Origin of the sequence: Pseudomonas medicaginis, assembly GCF_965119365.1 — a bacterium.
Lineage (GTDB): Bacteria > Pseudomonadota > Gammaproteobacteria > Pseudomonadales > Pseudomonadaceae > Aquipseudomonas.
The window spans coordinates 4,814,156-4,831,138 of sequence record NZ_OZ221631.1 but is presented as its reverse complement, the minus strand read 5'-3'; the positions used below and the strand labels follow the sequence as shown (position 1 = coordinate 4,831,138).

Here is a 16,983-nt window from a genome sequence, read left to right as displayed (position 1 = left end):
ACCCGGTCCCACCACAACAATAAGCAGGCAAGGTTGCAACGCCGACCTTGCCGAGGGAGTACCTGATCATGTTCGCTTCAGCGACTGCTTCGAGCGCCCCGGCCATGACTTTCCAGCCGGACGTATTACTTGATGAGCCGTACCTGCTGGAAGTCGTCAACGTCAGCAAGGGCTTTCCCGGTGTGGTGGCCCTGTCCGATGTTCAACTGCGGGTGCGTCCCGGCTCGGTGCTGGCCCTGATGGGTGAAAACGGCGCGGGCAAATCCACCTTGATGAAAATCATCGCGGGCATCTACCAACCGGACGCCGGCGAACTGCGCTTGCGTGGCAAGCCGGTGACGTTCGACACGCCGCTGGCGGCGTTGCAGTCCGGCATCGCGATGATCCATCAGGAACTGAACCTGATGCCCCACATGAGCATCGCCGAAAATATCTGGATCGGCCGCGAGCAACTCAACGGCCTGCACATGGTCGACCATGGCGAGATGCACCGCTGCACCGCCCGGCTGCTTGAACGCTTGCGCATCAAGCTCGATCCCGAAGAGCAGGTGGGTAACCTGAGCATTGCCGAGCGGCAGATGGTGGAGATCGCCAAGGCCGTGTCCTACGACTCCGACATCCTGATCATGGACGAGCCAACCTCGGCCATCACCGAGACCGAAGTCGCCCATCTGTTCTCGATCATTGCCGACCTCAAGTCCCAGGGTAAGGGCATCATCTACATCACCCATAAGATGAACGAGGTGTTCGCCATCGCCGATGAAGTGGCGGTGTTTCGCGACGGCGCCTACATCGGCCTGCAACGGGCCGACAGCATGGACGGCGACAGCCTGATTTCAATGATGGTCGGGCGCGAACTGAGCCAGTTGTTCCCGGTGCGGGAGCAACCCATCGGCGAATTGGTGCTGTCGGTGCGCGACCTGAGCCTGGACGGCATTTTCAAAGGCGTGTCCTTCGACCTGCATGCCGGGGAGATCCTGGGCATCGCCGGGTTGATGGGCTCGGGCCGGACCAACGTGGCCGAGGCGATCTTCGGCGTGACCCCAAGCACCGGCGGCGAAATCCTGCTGGACGGTCAACCGGTTCGCATCACCGATCCGCACATGGCCATCGAGAAGGGCTTCGCGTTGTTGACCGAGGACCGCAAGCTCAGTGGCCTGTTCCCGTGCCTGTCGGTGCTGGAAAACATGGAGATGGCCGTGCTGCCCCATTACGTCGGCAACGGCTTCATCCAGCAGAAAGCCTTGCGCGCCTTGTGTGAGGACATGTGCAAGAAGCTGCGGGTCAAGACCCCGTCGCTGGAGCAGTGCATCGACACGTTGTCTGGCGGCAATCAGCAAAAAGCGCTGCTGGCGCGCTGGCTGATGACCAACCCGCGCATCCTGATCCTCGACGAGCCGACCCGTGGCATCGATGTGGGCGCCAAGGCCGAGATCTATCGGCTGATTTCCTACCTCGCCAGCGAAGGCATGGCAGTGATCATGATTTCCTCGGAACTGCCGGAAGTATTGGGCATGAGCGACCGGGTCATGGTGATGCACGAAGGTGACCTGATGGGCACTCTCGACCGCAGCGAAGCGACCCAGGAACGAGTGATGCAACTGGCTTCGGGCCTGTCCTGATGCTCGTCAGTCCAGATAAAAAAGGTAAGTGGCTATGAACGCAATACTGGAAAACAAACCCGCGACAGCACCGAACAGGACCCGCCGACGCCTGCCGACGGAACTGAGCATCTTCCTGGTGCTGATCGGCATCGGCCTGGTGTTCGAGCTGTTCGGCTGGATCATGCGCGACCAGAGTTTCCTGATGAACTCCCAGCGCCTAGTGCTGATGATCCTGCAAGTGTCGATCATCGGCCTGTTGGCTATCGGCGTGACCCAGGTGATCATCACCACCGGTATCGACCTGTCGTCCGGCTCGGTGCTGGCGCTGTCGGCGATGATTGCCGCCAGCCTGGCCCAGACTTCTGACTTCGCCCGGGCGGTGTTTCCCTCCTTGACCGACTTGCCGGTGTGGATACCGGTGGTGGCGGGGCTCGGCGTAGGGCTGTTGGCCGGGGCGATCAACGGCAGCATCATTGCCATTACCGGTATCCCGCCGTTCATTGCCACACTCGGCATGATGGTCTCGGCCCGTGGCCTGGCACGTTTCTACACCGAAGGCCAGCCGGTGAGCATGTTGTCCGACTCCTACACCGCCATCGGTCATGGCGCGATGCCGGTGATCATCTTCCTGGTGGTGGCGGTGATCTTCCATATTGCCCTGCGCTACACCAAGTACGGCAAGTACACCTACGCCATTGGCGGCAACATGCAGGCAGCGCGGACCTCGGGCATCAATGTCAAGCGTCACTTGGTGATCGTCTACAGCATTGCCGGGTTGCTGGCGGGGTTGGCCGGCGTGGTGGCCTCGGCGCGGGCGGCGACCGGACAGGCGGGCATGGGCATGTCCTATGAGCTGGATGCGATTGCGGCGGCGGTGATCGGCGGCACCAGCCTGGCGGGCGGGGTGGGGCGCATTACGGGCACCGTGATCGGCGCGTTGATCCTCGGGGTGATGGCCAGCGGTTTCACCTTCGTCGGGGTCGATGCCTACATCCAGGACATCATCAAGGGCTTGATCATCGTGGTGGCGGTGGTCATCGACCAGTACCGCAACAAGCGCAAACTCAAGCGCTGATTCCCCGCAGGTTGCGACAAAGCGCCACGCCTGACCCGCGTGGCGTTGCCATTTGTCTTCTTAATACAGCTATTGCAGCGAATTTCTTGTTATAAACGCACTCCGATGACGGCCAAAAGCCTGTCAGAGAACATTTGAAGGGGTTGTCGGACATTTTCCCTATGTTTTCAGTTGCTGAGGCCTCGCCTCGGCCTTAGACTGCCGCCCCTCGTAAATTGAGTGCCGGGTGGCGCTTGGAATAGACGGCGCCTTTCCCGATGAGCGTGGCAGCTGCGCTGCGGGACGCTCCATAATTCGCCTTAATGCACGTTTTTTTATAGAGAAATCAATGACAAAGGAAAAGTTGCTGGCCATGCCGGCGGATGACTACATGAATGCCGAGCAGCTGGCCTTCTTCACCAAGCTGTTGCAGAACATGAAAGTCGAAACCCACGAGCGCATCGAACAGAACCGAATCGCCATTGAGAGCCTGGACACCCCGGCCGACCCGGCGGACGCTGCTTCCGTAGAAGAAGAGCGTACCTGGCTGGTCAACGCCATCGATCGCGACCAGCGTATGCTGCCCCAACTGGAGCAGGCCCTGGACCGCATCAACGACGACAGCTTCGGCTGGTGCGACGACAGCGGCGAGCCGATCGGCCTCAAGCGCCTGCTGATCAGCCCGACCACCAAGTACTGCATCGAAGCCCAGGAACGTCACGAACAGATCGACAAGCACCAGCGTCAGGCCTGATTCGCGTTTTCCGAAAAAAGATCGCGACCTTTTGACGAAAGCCGCGATCTTTTGCTTTCGCCTGTGCTCGTTCGTCTACTCCCGTTGATTTGCTGCAAGAACGCGACTAATGGACCATGGATAATGGCTCGGTAGTGGCGTTTAATGTGCTCATAACAATGAGAGTGTGGGTGACGAACATGGCGACAGACGGAACGCTGGCGGGTGCGGTGCCGGCCTCGGTACCCGAAGCAAAAGGCGCGGCACGTTGGCTGACGCCGACTCTGCAGAGTCTCGCCCTGGCCTTGCTGCTGTGTGGCATGGCCCTGGGCGGTTGGTCGCTGTACCTGGGCCTGCCGCTGGTCATGCTCATCGTCTGGTTGCCGCGCCTGCGTTCACGCGTGGCCGCTTCCCCCGCATCCACGCCCGACACCTTGGCCGAGCTGACCCGCGACCTGTCCTACACCACCAGTCATAACGCGCTGTCGGCGGCCGGTGTCGCTTATTCGGTCAAGCAACTGGCCGGCAAGGTCCAGTCCCAGCTCGATGCGGCGGCGCAGATTGTCAGCAATGCCGAATCGATGATCGCCACCGAACAGGCCACTTCGCAACTCAGCCAGCAGGCCCTGGGTGCCGCCAGCGAGGCCCATCGCAGCAGCGTGGCCGGGCGCAGTGAACTGGTGGAGTCCATCAGCCGCATGCACCAGCTCAGCCAGCGCGCCAATGACAGCCGTGAGTTGATCGAAGCCCTGAGCGTACGCAGCGATGAAATCCAGCGGGTCAGCCTGGTGATCCAGTCGATCGCCAGCCAGACCAACCTGCTGGCGCTGAACGCGGCCATCGAGGCGGCCCGGGCCGGTGAGCATGGCCGGGGTTTCGCGGTAGTGGCCGATGAGGTCCGCGGCCTGGCCGGGCGCACCGCCGCGGCGACCGGCGAGGTCGGGGTAATGGTGGCCGACATCCAGCAGCGCACCGCCCAGGTGGTCGAGCAGATCCGTCAACTGGCCGCTGACCTGGACAGCGGTGTGCAGCAGGTCGAGCACACCGGCCAGCACCTGGAAAACATCGCCCGGCTCGCCGCCGGCGTCGAAACCCAGGTCAGCGCCATCGCCGAAGGCACCGACACCAATCGCGAACAACTCGACAGCCTGTTCCACGCCATCGAGCAGATGCGCAGCGACCTGTCCATCAGCGACCAGCAGACCCAGCGCCTGGCCGAGGCGGCGGTGCAGATGGAGGGCCAGGCCGAAACCATCAGCGAACGTCTGGCCGAGGTAGGGCTCGACGATTATCACCAACGGGTCTATGACCTGGCGCGGGAAGGGGCGAGCCAGATCGCCGCGCAGTTCGAGGCCGACATCGACCAGGGCCGCGTCAGCCTGGAGGACCTGTTCGACCGTAACTACCAGCCGATTCCCGATACCCAGCCGGCCAAGTACCAGACCCGCTTCGACCGCTACACCGACCAGGTCCTGCCGGCCATCCAGGAACCGTTGCTGGCCCGGCACGAAGGCCTGGTATTTGCGATTGCCTGCACCCAGCAGGGCTATGTGCCGACCCACAACAAGGTCTTCAGCCAGCCGCTGACCGGCGACCCTCAAGTGGACACGCTGAATAACCGCACCAAGCGCAAATTCTCCGACCGCACCGGGATCCGCTGCGGCAGCCACCAGCAACCGGTGCTGCTCCAGACCTACACCCGGGACACGGGAGAACTGATGCATGATCTCTCGGTTCCGATCATGCTCAAGGGACGTCACTGGGGTGGCTTGCGCTTGGGCTACAAGCCCGAGAAGCCGCGCTAGGCAGCAACGCAACCGATGTGGCAGCGTACCTTTGTGGCGAGGGGATTTATCCCCGCTGGGTTGCGCAGCAACCCCAAGCTGCAACTCCATTCATACTGACACCCCGCACCCTCAGGCTTCAGGGCTGCTGCGCAGCCCAGCGGGGATAAATCCCCTCGCCACAGGGTTCAATGCAGCTTGGTTGATTATTTGCCGTCGTGCAGCCGCACATTCAGTTGATCCACCAGCACCGCCTCTTCGCCGTCGGCCAGCAGCCATTCGCGCAGCAGGTCTTTTTGCTGGTCCGACCAGAAGTCGGCCTCCACCAGCTTGACCTCCGGAGCCAATGGGTGCGCCACGATGAAGTCATCGATGGCCTTGCCGTCGGAGGGCAGGCCCAGTTGGTCGAACAGGGTCTTGAGTTCGTGGGAAGGTTGTTCCATGGAAGTCTCCTTTGGGTGGGGCGCCGTCAGGGCGCCTCGGTGCTTACCTTTATCTGAGGCGAGCGGTCATCAGGAGTTCGATTGGGATCAGGCGTTCAAGGCCCCTTCATCCACGGCCGCCTTCAACGCCCTGGCCGCTTCCCTGGCGGCCTCTGCGGCGATCTGCGAGGTCTTGAACCACCGGTCCTTTTCCACCTGATGGCAACTGACAGTGGTCAACGGGGGCTTGGCACGCATCACGATAACGGCCTGGAACTCGCCTTCGACTTCTCTGGCTTCGCCCCGGATAAAAAATTCGCCAATATCAAATTCCGTCACGTCGCGCCTGCTCCTCGAACTCATTAGGGGTGCGCGATCCGCCCATGAGCGACGGTCTTCGCGGTGCAGGCAGTATGGCAGCAGTTGCCCGTCGGCGGCTGAGTTAAGTCATGGACGGATACATAGGCGTTGAGGCGCTGCGTTCGAGACGTCTGGCCAGGTAGCAAGCTTCGTTATGATCGGTGCGGAATCCTCTTACACGACCAGTCGATGTTTCTTCAATGTGGAAAAAACACTTGCCGGCCAGGACGACCCGATATCGGGGTTGAATCAACGAAATTGGCAGGCAATCGACGCCATCAAGGCTGTTGGCTGTTTTAACGATGCAAGGGGCGACGGGGTGGGGCAGGTGGGTAAAAGTGGTCATTATGAATTCCTTTTCATGGTTTACCGACGAATTGCCGGTGACTTCGAGTAGTCTCCACACCTTCGGCTGCTCTAGAATCGGCAGTGCCGTGTGGACGGTTGCGCCTATCTAAAGCAATTTTTTTTGGGCTCGATGTCAGAAAAATGCTTTTCTAAGTGAGAAATTTCCCTAAAGTTAGTAGTCCCATCTTTTCCGATGCTCAGAGTGGTGTTTTCCTTCAGCCTCTGGCGACCCGCCGGGAAAGACGGCGAGAGCGGCAACCTTTAGTCTGCTCTCGGCCCGGGACAGGGCGCGCCGTTCATTTCGAATTTCAGTGACAGGTCCATTACGACACTACAGTCGGCACGGGTTCTCGTGGTCCGTCCTTTGCGCAGGGCGGGTCTTTTTCAAAAATGGGGATGTTTCCTTGGCAGTAAGTAATCTCGACATGCATGCGTTATTCGTACTGGGTGACCTGCGGGCCAAACTGGTCAAACTGTTTCACTCACGTTTCGTCTACATCACCGAGCAGACCGCCGAAGGTATATATGTCGCCGAAATCGACACCGAGTCGGCCTTGGTGGTCGACGACAAGCCCAGGCTCGAGCTCAAGGTCGGTGATCATTTTCGCGCGGCGGTATTGCCCAGCCGCGAAGGTGGCAAGTTTGAAATCCGTTTTCGCGAGATCAAGCTGACGGTCTATGGCCTTGGCGACTACGCTTTCGTCACGACGCCTGGCGGCGAGGCAATCCTGTTCAAGGAAGGCCATAGCGTGGTGACCGTGTTCGCGGCCAACGAACAGTTGCAGGAAGGCTTGACCAAGACCTTGAAGGCGGTCACCGCCAAGGCCGCCAAGTGGCGCAAGGGTGAACTGGTGACGTTCAAGGCCAGTGAGTGACTGTTCCAGCGTCAGCGCGTCCAAGCCGCTGACCGTTTCGCAGGATCTCGGTGGAACCTCGGCTACAGTCAATTGACTGAATGATTCAGGGGCTTGCGTTCGGTTACGCAGGGCCGTTCAGCGATTGCTTTATCTGGCACGAGGTGCAAAGCATGAAACGAGTTCGACAGTGGCTGGCTGCCTGGGCCACCTTCGCGGTGTTGGCGTCACCCTTTCCGGCGTCGGCCGCCACAGCGCCGATCCACTTTGCCGACTTGAACTGGGAAAGCGGCAGCCTGATCACCGATATCCTGCGAGTCATCGTCGAAAAGGGCTATGGGCTGCAGACCGATACCTTGCCCGGCACTACCATTACCCTGGAAACCGCCCTGGCCAATAACGATATCCAGGTGATTGGCGAAGAATGGGCCGGCCGCAGTCCGGTGTGGGTCAAGGCCGAAGCCGAAGGCAAGGTGGTCGCCTTGGGCGACACGGTCAAAGGCGCGACCGAAGGCTGGTGGGTGCCCGAGTACGTCATCAAGGGCGACCCGGCCAAGGGCATCAAGCCCCTGGCGCCGGACTTGCGCAGCGTCGAGGACCTGGCCCGCTACAAGCACGTGTTCAAGGACCCGGAGAGCCCCGACAAGGGCCGTTTCCTCAACAGCCCCATCGGCTGGACGTCCGAGGTGGTCAATAAACAGAAACTCAAGGCCTATGGGCTGGCCGACAGTTTTGTGAACTTCCGCAGCGGCTCCGGTGCGGCACTGGATGCGGAAATCACCTCCTCGATTCGCCGAGGCAAGCCGATCCTGTTTTATTACTGGTCACCCACTCCCTTGCTCGGAAAGTTCAAGCTGGTGCAGTTGGAGGAACCCCCGTTCGATGCCGAGGCCTGGAAAACCCTGACCGATGCCGATAACCCCAACCCGAAGCCGACCCGTTCCTTGGCCTCGAAACTGTCGATCGGGGTCTCCGCGCCGTTCCAGAAGCAGTACCCGGACATCGCCGAGTTCTTCAGCAAAGTCGATTTGCCCATCGACCCGTTGAACAAGGCCTTGGCCGACATGAGCGAGAAGCGCACGCCGCCGCGTGAAGCCGCCGAGGCATTCCTCAAGGCTCATCCGCAGGTCTGGCAGGCGTGGCTGCCCAAGGCGGTGGCGGAAAAAGTCGCGGCCAGTCTCTAGTGGTCTGCCAGCCGCTCGAACTCTTGATCCTGGGCAATGCGTCTTTCGCCGCAAACGGGCAATCTGCGCCCGTCCGGCGAATTGCCAAATTCGAGCTAGGATGATTGTTCAACCTTTTTCAGGAGGCTGGCGAATGACGCTTTTATTGGCTCGGTCGCTGGTCGCAGTGTTTGCGACCATCAGCTTGATTCATATGTATTGGGCCCTGGGTGGGCGGTGGGCGGCCAAGGCAGTGGTGCCTCAGGTGCCGGTGAAGCAGGGGGAGGCGCTGCGACCGGCGTTCGACCCCTCGGGCTGGCTGACCTTGTTGGTGGCTCTGGCGCTGCTGATGATTGCGCTGCTGGTGTGCCTACGAGTCGGCCTGCTGGCGCAGCCGGTCACCCATCGGGCATTGCAATGGCTGATCAGCGCGATCGCCTTGCTGATGTTCGCCCGGGCCATTGGCGAGTCGGAGCTGGTGGGCTTCTTCAAGGAGTTCAAGGAATCCACTTTCGCCAGGCTCGACACCTGGGTCTATTCGCCATTGTGCGTGGTGCTCGGGGCGGGGTTGCTGGCGGTGGCCTGGGCCTGAGGGGAGCGCGGTGCCCTTGTGCTCCAGTTAACACGTTGCCCCAGGTGAGCACTGTACTGTGGCGAGGGGATTTATCCCCGCTGGGGCGCGAAGCGGCCCTTATAACGGCCGAACGCGGTCAATCGGATGTACACGGGTGGCAGGCGTTGGGGTTGCCTGGCGACCCAGCGGGGATAAATCCCCTCGCCACAATGGCGTTGGGTCCAATATCCGTCAGTCTTCACGGCGACTGCTGACTTCCGCCGGCACATCGTCCCCCGCCATGCGCTTGCGGAACAACGCCGCCCGGGCCAGCAGCAGGGTGGTTACCGGTACGGTGATCGACAGCAGGATCGGGATAAGCCAGGCATGCAACACTGGCCCGGACTTGAGCGCCGAGAAATAAATGATCGAGGCCAGCGCCACGCACCAGGCGCCCAATGTGGAGGCCAGGGCCGGAGGGTGCATGCGCTGGAAATAATCCTTCAAGCGCACCAGGCCGATCGCCCCGGCCAGGGTGAAGAAGCTGCTGAGCACCAGCAGGATCGCCACCGGGATCTCGACCCACATCGACCATTGACCGCTCATTCGATCACCTCGCCACGCAACAGGAACTTGGCCAGGGCAAACGAGCCGACAAAGCCGAACAGGGCGATCAGCAGCGCCGCCTCGAAATAGGTGTCACTGGCATAACGGATGCCCAGCACCAGCATCATGAGCATCGCCACGATGTACAGGTAGTCCAGCGCCAATACCCGATCCTGTGCCGACGGGCCCTTGAACAGCCGCCACAGGGTCAACGCCATCGCCAGGGAAAACAGGAACAGGCTCAACAGAATCGCATTGGACAGCAGCGGGCTCATTCGAAAATCTCCATCAAGGGGCGCTCGTAGGTGGCCTTGAAGTGCGCGATGAATGACGCCTCGTCCGCCAGGTCGAACACGTGCAGCAACAGGATGCTGCGATCCAGGGCCAGTTCCGACCAGACGGTCCCGGGAATCACCGTGGTGATCATCGACAGCGCGGCCAGGCCGTTGGCATCGCGCAAGTCCAGCGGCACCTTGATGAACCGCGAACGAGGCGGGCGGCGCCCAGCGCTCAGCACACCCCAGGCCACCGCCAGGTTGGACACCAGCACATCACGGCCCACCCGCAGGAACAGCCGCAACACCACCCACGGTCGGCGGATACGGATGGGCCGCGGTCGCAACGGGCGCATCATCAGCGGGGCCAGGAACCCCAGCGCAGCGCCCAGCAGCAGGTGGCCGGCGCTGACGGACACGTTCAACACCAGCCACAGCACGCACAGCGCCAGGGACAGCCATGGGGCGGGAAGCAGGCGCTTCATGGCTGTACCTCCCGTATCGCGGCGCGGGCTTCGGGGTTGGGCACGGCGCGGGTGGCGAGGACCGACATCACGTAATGTTCCGGGGTGTTCAGCGCATCGGCGGCGGATTGGGTATAGCGCAGCAATGGCTCGGCCTTGAAGGTCAGGGCGATGCCCAGGCCCAGCAGCACGATGATTGGCAGGCATTCGAACGGTCGCAGCAAGGGTGATGGGCGCTCCTGGGGCGTCCAGAAGCGTTGGATGCCCAGGCGTGAGAAGGCAATCAGCGAGGCCAGCCCCGACAGGATCAGCAGCGCGAGCAAGCCCCACGCCTGACTCGACACCGGCGCCCCGGCACTGGCGCCGAACCCTTGGGGGTTGAGCAGGGCGCTCAGCAGGCTCAGCTTGCCGATGAACCCCGAGAGCGGCGGCATGCCGATGATCAACAGTGCACAGAAGATAAAGCTCAAGCCGAGGAAGGCCATGGTCCAGGGAATCACTTGCCCGACCACGGCTTTCTGCTCGTCATCGAGGTTGATGCCCTTGGGCGGCTGCAAGGACTCCAGCGGTCGCGGCAACGTGTCGAGGTCGTCGTCCAGGGACAGTTCATTGGCCGAGCGCGAGCGTTCGATCAGCTCGGCCAGCAAGAACAGCGCGCAGAGTGCCAGGGTCGAACTCACCAGGTAAAACAGCGCTGCGCCCACCAGGTTCGGTTGGGCGAAGCCGATGGCCGACAACAGGATCCCGGCCGAGACCAGGATGCTCAGGCTCGCCATGCGCTCCAGGCGCTGGGCCGCCAGAATGGCGATGGCGGCGCAGACGATGGTCGCCATGCCGCCGTAGACCAGCCAGTCGGCACCGAAATACGCCGAGGCGCCCGCCTGGCCGGAGAACAGCAACGTCCACAGGCGCAGGAGCGTGTAGACGCCGACCTTGGTCATGATCGCAAACAGCGCCGCCACCGGTGCGCTGGCGGCGCTATAGGCCGGCACCAGCCAGAAGTTCAGCGGCCACATGCCGGCCTTGGCCAGGAACGCCACCGCGAGAATGCCTGCCCCGGCGTGCAACAAGCCACGGTCGGCCTCTGGCACCAGCGGGATTTTCAAGGCCAGGTCGGCCATGTTCAACGTGCCGGTGACGCCATAGATCAACGCTGCGCCAATCAGGAACAGCGACGAGGCCAGCAGATTGATGGAAATGTAATGCAGGCCCGACGACACCCGCGCCCGGCCCGAACCGTGCAGCATCAAACCGTAGGATGCGGCCAGCAGCACTTCGAAGAACACGAACAGGTTGAACAGGTCCGCGGTCAGGAAGGCCCCGTAGAGGCCCATCAACTGGATCTGGAACAATGCATGGAAGCTGGCACCGGCGCGGTCCCAGCGGGCCGTGGCGAAGAGCAGGGCGCTGACGCCGATGATGCCGGTCAGTACCAGCATCAGCGCGGACAGGCGATCGACCACCAGGACGATACCGAACGGCGCTTGCCAGTTGCCAGGCAGGTACACGCCAATGGAGGCGGGCAAGGCCTGCTCCTGGGTCCAGGACAGCAACAGCACGGCGATGCCCAGGCCCAGCAGGCTCGAGAACAGGTTGATCCGTGCCTTGAGCGGGCGGTGTTTCTCGCCCAACATCAGCATCAACGCGGCTGTCAGCAGCGGCAGCAGGATGGGGGCGGCGATCAGATGAGGCGTCAACATCATTCCTTGGGCTCCCGGCCGTCCACGTGGTCGGTCCCGGTCAGGCCCCGGGAGGCCAGCAGCACCACCAGGAACAGCGCGGTCATGGCGAAGCTGATCACGATGGCGGTCAGTACCAATGCCTGGGGCAGCGGGTCGGTGTAGTGCAGCAGGTCCTGGGGCACGCCGTCCTTGATGATCGGTTCCTTGCCGATGAACAAACTGCCCATGCTGAAGATGAACAGGTTGACGCCATAGGACAGCAGGCACAGGCCCATGACCACCTGGAAGGTCCGTGGCCGCAGCACCAGCCAGACACCGGAGGCGGCCAGTACGCCGATTGCGATTGCGATGACTTCTTCCATCAGGCGGTGGCTCCTTTGATGGGGGCGACGGGCTTGGCTTGCAGGCCCGGCTTATGGGCCCGCACCGACTGGTGAGCCAGGGCGGTGAGGATCAGCAGGGTAGAGCCGACCACCACGGCGTACACGCCGATGTCGAAGAACAGCGCGCTGGCCACGTGGATATCCCCCAGCAGCGGCCATTCGAAGTGCCAGGTGTGGGTGGTCAGGAACGGATAACCCACGGCCATCGCCCCCAGGCCGGTGGCGGTGGCGCATAACAGCCCGGTGCCCATCCAGCGTAGCGGTCGCAGGCTCATCTGCGCCTCGACCCACTGGGTGCCGGCGACCATGTATTGCAGGATGAACGCCACGGACATCACCAGCCCGGCCACGAAACCGCCACCGGGTTGATTGTGGCCGCGCATGAACAGGTAGAACGACACCACCAGGGCGATCGGCAGCAGCAGGCGCACCAGCACCGACGGCACCATCATGAAGCCCAACGCGGTGTCGCTGGCATGGCGCGGGTTGACCAGGTCGGTGACCACGTCCGGCGCCAGCAGGCGCTGTTGCGCCGGTAGCTGCATGCTTTCCTTCGGTGGGCGGAAACGTCGCAACAGGGCGAACACCGCCAGGGCCACCGCCACCAGCACGGTGATTTCCCCGAGGGTGTCGAAGCCGCGGAAGTCCACCAGCATCACGTTCACCACATTGCTGCCGCCACCTTCAGGCAGGGCACGGCTCAAGTAGAACGAAGAAATGTCGTTGGGCGTCTGCCGCGTGAGCATCGCATAGGACAACAGCGCCATGCCGCCGCCGACGGCGATGGACAGCAGCAAGTCCCGCAGGCGCCGGATGCGGGCGCGGCGTTCGCTGTTGGGCCGCGGCGAGACATCTTCGATCCTCCGTGGCAGCCAGCGCAGGCCCAGCAGGATCAGCACTGTGGTGACCACTTCCACCACCAGTTGCGTCAAGGCCAGGTCGGGGGCGGAGAACCAGACGAAGGTCACGCAGGTCATCAGGCCGCAGACGCTGACCATGGTCAGGGCCGCGAGCCGGTGATACTTGGCCTGCCAGGCGGCGCCCAGGGCACAGACGATCGCCAGCAACCACAAGGTGACGAAGACGATGGAGCCGGGGATCTTCGGGCGGTCGCCCCAGACCAGCGTGCTGTGCAGCATCGGGATCAGCCCGGCGAGTACCGCAGCGAGGACCAGCCAGAACAATTGGGCCTGCAGACGGCGGGTGCTGATGCGCCGCTCCAGGCGCCGGCCCTGGCGCATCATCAGCACCAGGCACCGTTCGAACAGACGCTTGCCGCTGAGCCGGCCAATGAACGGCGGGTGCGTGATGTGGCCCTGCCGGAGCTGCTGGCGCAGCAACAGGTACAGAACGATGCCGCCGGACATGGCCACCAGGCTCATGATCATCGGCGCGTTCAGGCCGTGCCAGATCGCCAGGCTGTACTCTGGCAGCGCACCGCCCACCACCGGCAACGCGGCGGCCGCGAGCAACGAGCCGACCACCTGGGCCGGAAAGATCCCCACCAGCAGGCAGGTGAACACCAGCAGTTCCACCGGCGCACGCATCCAGCGCGGTGGTTCGTGGGGGGTATGGGGCAGGTCGGTGGCGGTGGGGCCGAAGAACACATCCACGGTGAAGCGCAGGGAGTAGGCGACGCTGAACGTCCCGGCGATGGTGGCGATGATCGGCAGCGCCAGTTCGACCCAGGCGGTGGCGGAAATGAACACCGTCTCGGCGAAGAACATTTCCTTGGACAGGAAACCATTGAGCAACGGCACGCCGGCCATGGCCGCGCTGGCCACCATGGCCAGGGTCGCGGTGAACGGAATCAGCCGTACCAGGCCACTGAGCTTGCGAATGTCCCGGGTGCCGCTTTCGTGGTCGATGATCCCGGCGGCCATGAACAGCGAGGCCTTGAACGTGGCGTGGTTGAGGATATGGAACACCGCTGCCACGGCTGCCAGCGGACTGTTCAGGCCCAGCAGCAGGGTGATCAGCCCGAGGTGGCTGATGGTGGAGTAGGCGAGCAGGCCCTTGAGGTCGTTCTGGAACATTGCGCAGTAGGCGCCCAGCAGCAACGTACAGGCCCCGGCGCCGCTGACGATGTAGAACCATTCTTCGCTGCCCGACAGCGACGGCCATAGCCGCGCCAGCAGGAATACCCCGGCCTTGACCATGGTCGCCGAGTGCAGGTACGCCGACACAGGCGTGGGGGCGGCCATGGCGTGGGGCAGCCAGAAGTGGAACGGAAACTGGGCGCTTTTGCTCAGGGCGCCGATCAGGATCAGCGGTAACAGGATGGGGTAGAGGGCATGGGCACGGATCAGGTCGCCGGCGGCCAGGACCTTGTCCAGCTCATAGCTGCCCACCACATGGCCGAGCAGCATCACCCCCGCCAACAGGCAAAGTCCGCCGGCACCGGTCACCATCAAGGCCATGTAGGCACCGCGCCGAGCGTCGGCGCGATGGTGCCAGTAACCGATCAGCAGGAACGAGAACAGGCTGGTCAGCTCCCAGAAAAACACCATCTGCACCAGGTTGCCGGAAATCACCAGCCCGAGCATGGCGCCCATGAACGCCAGGAAAAACGCGAAGAAGCGCGGCACCGGATCGTCCGGCGACATGTAATAGCGGGCGTACAGCGACACCAGCGTGCCGATGCCCAGCACCAGCAACGAAAACAGCCAGGCGAAACCGTCCATGCGCAGGACGAAGTCCAGGCCCAGGCTGGGAAGCCAGGAATAGGTTTCGCGGATCACGCCGCCGTCGGCGATCTGCGGGTACAGCAACGCCACCTGAACCGTGCCGGCCAGGGCGACGAGGCCGGCCAGCAGTGATTCGGCGTTACGGGCGTTATGCGGCAGCAGCGCCGCGACACAGCTGCCGATGAAGGACAAAAGCAATAGAACTATCAGTGACATAGGCTTCTATTCGGCGGGAGGTTGTGAGGGATCATACGTGGCGTATTCCCGATCACCAACCGTGAGGGTGTCGCAGAATCCTACAAGGTAGGCAGTGTTTTCCGACTTTGCGTGGTCTCAGATGACTTGGAGCCGCAGCGTTAATGTCGGGATGGCCACTGTCGAAGGCGGTGATCTGTTCGGCAGGCAATGGATGGTTGGCCGGCCTCAACCTTCCTGCTCAAGCCCTTCACCTGCGGCGATGGCGCCTTTGTTGCGGGGCTTGAGCTCACTGACAATCACCGCCGCCACGATCAGCGCCGCGCCGAACAAGGCGATCGCCGGCAACCGCTCGCCCGCCAGGCGCCCGGCGATGCCGGCCCACACGGGCTCACCGGCATAGATGAGCGTGGCGCGGGTCGGCGAGACGCTTTTCTGTGCCCAGTTCATCGCCACCTGGATCGCGGCGCTGGCGGCGCCCAGGCCCACGGCGCTGACCAGCAGCAACATGGAAAAATCCGGAATCGCTTCCTGGGTCGGCACCACCATCAGGAAGGCCAGCACCGCCGTGCTTGCCAGTTGCACCACGGTCACCCGGCGCACATCGACCTGGCCGGCGTAGGCGCTGATGAGGATGATTTCGGCGGCAATCGCGATGGCGCTGATCAACGTGGCGATTTCACCGGCGCTGAAATTCAACGAGGCACCAGCCGGGCCCGATACCAGCATCAACCCGGTGAACGCCAGCATGATCCCTATGCTCGGCATCAGGCCAGGGCGACGGCCCAGCACCAGCCATTGCAGCAAGGGCACGAACGGCACGTAAAGCGCGGTAATGAACGCCGACTGGCTGCTGGGAATGGTTTGCAGGCCGACGGTCTGCAAACCATAGCCGAGCATGATCGCCACGCCGATGAAGGCGCCGGCCTTGAGTTCGAACAGGGTCAGGTCCCGCAGGTGGCGCCAGGAGAACAGCGCGACGAACACGGCGGCGGCTGCGAAGCGCAAGCCGACGAAAAACATCGGTCCGCTGACGGTCATGGCGTGCTGGACCAGGAGGAAGGTGCCACCCCAGATCATGGTAATCAGCACCAGCACGCATTCGGCCTTGCTGAACCTTGAGAAACGGGAGGAAGCTTGAGGGGAGTTCACCGATGCCATGACCTTGCGCGCCACACTGAGGCAGACGCACAATGCGTCCGAAGTTGGGCAGTATAATGCGCAGCCCCAGCATGTGAGCAATATAGTGCACAAAGAATCCGGCCAGCGGGCATCCGTCCTGCAACACGTCAGCCAGAACGTCCGCCGTCTGCGGCATGCCGCGCAGCTCAGCCAGACGGCGCTGGCTGAGTTGTCGGGGGTTAGCCGGCGGATGCTGGTGGCCATCGAAGCCGGCGAGAAGAATGTCAGCCTGACCACCCTGGACCGGGTTGCCGAAGCCCTCGACGTGGCCTTCAGCGATTTGATCCAGGCCCCCGATGCCCGCGACCCCAGCCGCATCAACGAACTGGCCTGGGCCGGGACCATTGCCGGCAGCAAGGCGGTGTTGCTCGCCAAGGCCACCGCCAGCCGTGAAGTCGAACTCTGGGAGTGGCGCCTGGAGCCCGGCGAGCATTACCCTTCAGAGCCCGATGCCGACGGCTGGAGCGAGCAACTCTACGTATTCGAGGGCTGCCTGACCCTGTTGTTGGGCAGCGAGGAACGTCGGATTGGCGCCGGTGAGTTTTTCATGTTCGCCAGTAACCAGCCCCATGCCTATCGCAACGATGGCCCGGTGGCGGCGAGATTCGTACGCAACGTGGTGATTTGATGCCTG

The 16,983-nt window shown here is 62.7% G+C and carries 17 protein-coding genes and 1 pseudogene; 8 read left to right on the top strand and 10 right to left on the bottom strand.

Going from position 1 to position 16,983, the window contains the following annotated elements; translation table 11 throughout:
- Positions 1–68 precede the first annotated feature (68 nt).
- The 4 genes from ACMTA2_RS20865 (at position 69) to ACMTA2_RS20850 (ending at position 5,196) form a co-directional block, all read left to right on the top strand.
- Positions 69–1,622 (top strand): sugar ABC transporter ATP-binding protein, encoded by a 1,554-nt coding sequence (locus tag ACMTA2_RS20865; RefSeq protein ID WP_413791573.1) that lies wholly within the window; start codon positions 69–71, stop codon positions 1,620–1,622.
- A 34-nt stretch (positions 1,623–1,656) separates the two neighbouring features.
- A complete protein-coding gene (locus ACMTA2_RS20860; protein WP_413791572.1) occupies positions 1,657–2,679 on the top strand; it encodes an ABC transporter permease in 1,023 nt (340 codons plus the stop codon).
- 328 nt (positions 2,680–3,007) lie between these two features.
- Positions 3,008–3,412: a TraR/DksA family transcriptional regulator gene (locus ACMTA2_RS20855; RefSeq protein WP_003202859.1), complete on the top strand. Its 405-nt coding sequence runs from the start codon at positions 3,008–3,010 to the stop codon at positions 3,410–3,412.
- A 116-nt stretch (positions 3,413–3,528) separates the two neighbouring features.
- A complete protein-coding gene (locus ACMTA2_RS20850) occupies positions 3,529–5,196 on the top strand; it encodes a methyl-accepting chemotaxis protein (protein WP_413791571.1) in 1,668 nt (555 codons plus the stop codon).
- Positions 5,197–5,381: 185 nt separating this feature from the next.
- Here ACMTA2_RS20850 and ACMTA2_RS20845 read toward each other — a convergent pair whose 3' ends face one another.
- From ACMTA2_RS20845 to ACMTA2_RS20835, 3 genes are all read right to left on the bottom strand, one after another.
- A complete protein-coding gene (locus ACMTA2_RS20845; protein WP_413791570.1) occupies positions 5,382–5,618 on the bottom strand; it encodes a DUF2789 family protein in 237 nt (78 codons plus the stop codon).
- Positions 5,619–5,705: 87 nt separating this feature from the next.
- On the bottom strand, positions 5,706–5,936 hold the full coding sequence (locus tag ACMTA2_RS20840; RefSeq protein WP_413791569.1) for a hypothetical protein: 231 nt from the start codon (positions 5,934–5,936) through the stop codon (positions 5,706–5,708).
- Positions 5,937–6,039: 103 nt separating this feature from the next.
- Positions 6,040–6,303, bottom strand: a complete 264-nt coding sequence (locus ACMTA2_RS20835) for a hypothetical protein (protein ID WP_413791568.1) — start codon at positions 6,301–6,303, stop codon at positions 6,040–6,042.
- Between the two features lie 427 nt (positions 6,304–6,730).
- Here ACMTA2_RS20835 and ACMTA2_RS20830 point away from each other — a divergent pair, with 427 nt between their 5' ends.
- The 3 genes from ACMTA2_RS20830 to ACMTA2_RS20820 all read left to right on the top strand — a co-directional run bounded on the left by ACMTA2_RS20830 (position 6,731) and on the right by ACMTA2_RS20820 (position 8,914).
- Entirely contained in the window at positions 6,731–7,180 is a 450-nt protein-coding gene (locus ACMTA2_RS20830; protein ID WP_413791567.1) for a hypothetical protein, read from the top strand.
- Between the two features lie 152 nt (positions 7,181–7,332).
- Positions 7,333–8,343, top strand: coding sequence for an ABC transporter substrate-binding protein (locus ACMTA2_RS20825; protein ID WP_413791566.1), 1,011 nt, complete (start codon positions 7,333–7,335; stop codon positions 8,341–8,343).
- Between the two features lie 133 nt (positions 8,344–8,476).
- Positions 8,477–8,914 (top strand): DUF3995 domain-containing protein, encoded by a 438-nt coding sequence (locus tag ACMTA2_RS20820; protein ID WP_413791565.1) that lies wholly within the window; start codon positions 8,477–8,479, stop codon positions 8,912–8,914.
- A gap of 213 nt (positions 8,915–9,127) precedes the next feature.
- Here ACMTA2_RS20820 and ACMTA2_RS20815 read toward each other — a convergent pair whose 3' ends face one another.
- The 7 genes and pseudogenes from ACMTA2_RS20815 to ACMTA2_RS20785 form a co-directional block, all read right to left on the bottom strand.
- Positions 9,128–9,481, bottom strand: coding sequence for a Na+/H+ antiporter subunit G (locus ACMTA2_RS20815; protein WP_413791564.1), 354 nt, complete (start codon positions 9,479–9,481; stop codon positions 9,128–9,130).
- The gene (locus ACMTA2_RS20810) at positions 9,478–9,756 is read right to left on the bottom strand and encodes a K+/H+ antiporter subunit F (RefSeq protein WP_413791563.1); all 279 of its coding nucleotides are present in this window, start codon (positions 9,754–9,756) and stop codon (positions 9,478–9,480) included. The genes ACMTA2_RS20815 and ACMTA2_RS20810 overlap by 4 nt, the downstream gene beginning before the upstream one ends.
- Positions 9,753–10,241: a Na+/H+ antiporter subunit E gene (locus tag ACMTA2_RS20805; protein ID WP_413791562.1), complete on the bottom strand. Its 489-nt coding sequence runs from the start codon at positions 10,239–10,241 to the stop codon at positions 9,753–9,755. The genes ACMTA2_RS20810 and ACMTA2_RS20805 overlap by 4 nt, the downstream gene beginning before the upstream one ends.
- Positions 10,238–11,923, bottom strand: a complete 1,686-nt coding sequence (locus tag ACMTA2_RS20800; protein WP_413791561.1) for a monovalent cation/H+ antiporter subunit D — start codon at positions 11,921–11,923, stop codon at positions 10,238–10,240. The genes ACMTA2_RS20805 and ACMTA2_RS20800 overlap by 4 nt, the downstream gene beginning before the upstream one ends.
- Entirely contained in the window at positions 11,920–12,264 is a 345-nt protein-coding gene (locus ACMTA2_RS20795; protein WP_003202835.1) for a Na+/H+ antiporter subunit C, read from the bottom strand. Before ACMTA2_RS20795 ends, ACMTA2_RS20800 begins: the two co-directional genes overlap by 4 nt.
- Positions 12,264–15,188, bottom strand: coding sequence for a monovalent cation/H+ antiporter subunit A (locus ACMTA2_RS20790; protein WP_413791560.1), 2,925 nt, complete (start codon positions 15,186–15,188; stop codon positions 12,264–12,266). The genes ACMTA2_RS20795 and ACMTA2_RS20790 overlap by 1 nt, the downstream gene beginning before the upstream one ends.
- Positions 15,189–15,395: 207 nt before the next feature.
- A pseudogene (locus ACMTA2_RS20785) lies at positions 15,396–16,401 on the bottom strand (DMT family transporter).
- Between the two features lie 12 nt (positions 16,402–16,413).
- Here ACMTA2_RS20785 and ACMTA2_RS20780 point away from each other — a divergent pair.
- Positions 16,414–16,977, top strand: a complete 564-nt coding sequence (locus tag ACMTA2_RS20780) for a helix-turn-helix domain-containing protein (RefSeq protein WP_413791559.1) — start codon at positions 16,414–16,416, stop codon at positions 16,975–16,977.
- The last annotated feature ends 6 nt before the right edge of the window (positions 16,978–16,983 follow it).

Bases quoted from the DNA above. Each gene is read 5' to 3' on its own strand.
- ACMTA2_RS20865 (WP_413791573.1), top strand. From the start codon at position 69: ATGTTCGCTTCAGCGACTGCTTCGAGCGCCCCGGCCATGACTTTCCAG.
- ACMTA2_RS20800 (WP_413791561.1), bottom strand. From the start codon at position 11,923: ATGATGTTGACGCCTCATCTGATCGCCGCCCCCATCCTGCTGCCGCTG.
- ACMTA2_RS20845 (WP_413791570.1), bottom strand. From the start codon at position 5,618: ATGGAACAACCTTCCCACGAACTCAAGACCCTGTTCGACCAACTGGGC.
- ACMTA2_RS20820 (WP_413791565.1), top strand. From the start codon at position 8,477: ATGACGCTTTTATTGGCTCGGTCGCTGGTCGCAGTGTTTGCGACCATC.
- ACMTA2_RS20830 (WP_413791567.1), top strand. From the start codon at position 6,731: ATGCATGCGTTATTCGTACTGGGTGACCTGCGGGCCAAACTGGTCAAA.
- ACMTA2_RS20825 (WP_413791566.1), top strand. From the start codon at position 7,333: ATGAAACGAGTTCGACAGTGGCTGGCTGCCTGGGCCACCTTCGCGGTG.
- ACMTA2_RS20810 (WP_413791563.1), bottom strand. From the start codon at position 9,756: ATGAGCCCGCTGCTGTCCAATGCGATTCTGTTGAGCCTGTTCCTGTTT.
- ACMTA2_RS20790 (WP_413791560.1), bottom strand. From the start codon at position 15,188: ATGTCACTGATAGTTCTATTGCTTTTGTCCTTCATCGGCAGCTGTGTC.
- ACMTA2_RS20835 (WP_413791568.1), bottom strand. From the start codon at position 6,303: ATGACCACTTTTACCCACCTGCCCCACCCCGTCGCCCCTTGCATCGTT.
- ACMTA2_RS20815 (WP_413791564.1), bottom strand. From the start codon at position 9,481: ATGAGCGGTCAATGGTCGATGTGGGTCGAGATCCCGGTGGCGATCCTG.
- ACMTA2_RS20860 (WP_413791572.1), top strand. From the start codon at position 1,657: ATGAACGCAATACTGGAAAACAAACCCGCGACAGCACCGAACAGGACC.
- ACMTA2_RS20805 (WP_413791562.1), bottom strand. From the start codon at position 10,241: ATGAAGCGCCTGCTTCCCGCCCCATGGCTGTCCCTGGCGCTGTGCGTG.
- ACMTA2_RS20850 (WP_413791571.1), top strand. From the start codon at position 3,529: ATGGATAATGGCTCGGTAGTGGCGTTTAATGTGCTCATAACAATGAGA.
- ACMTA2_RS20795 (WP_003202835.1), bottom strand. From the start codon at position 12,264: ATGGAAGAAGTCATCGCAATCGCAATCGGCGTACTGGCCGCCTCCGGT.
- ACMTA2_RS20855 (WP_003202859.1), top strand. From the start codon at position 3,008: ATGACAAAGGAAAAGTTGCTGGCCATGCCGGCGGATGACTACATGAAT.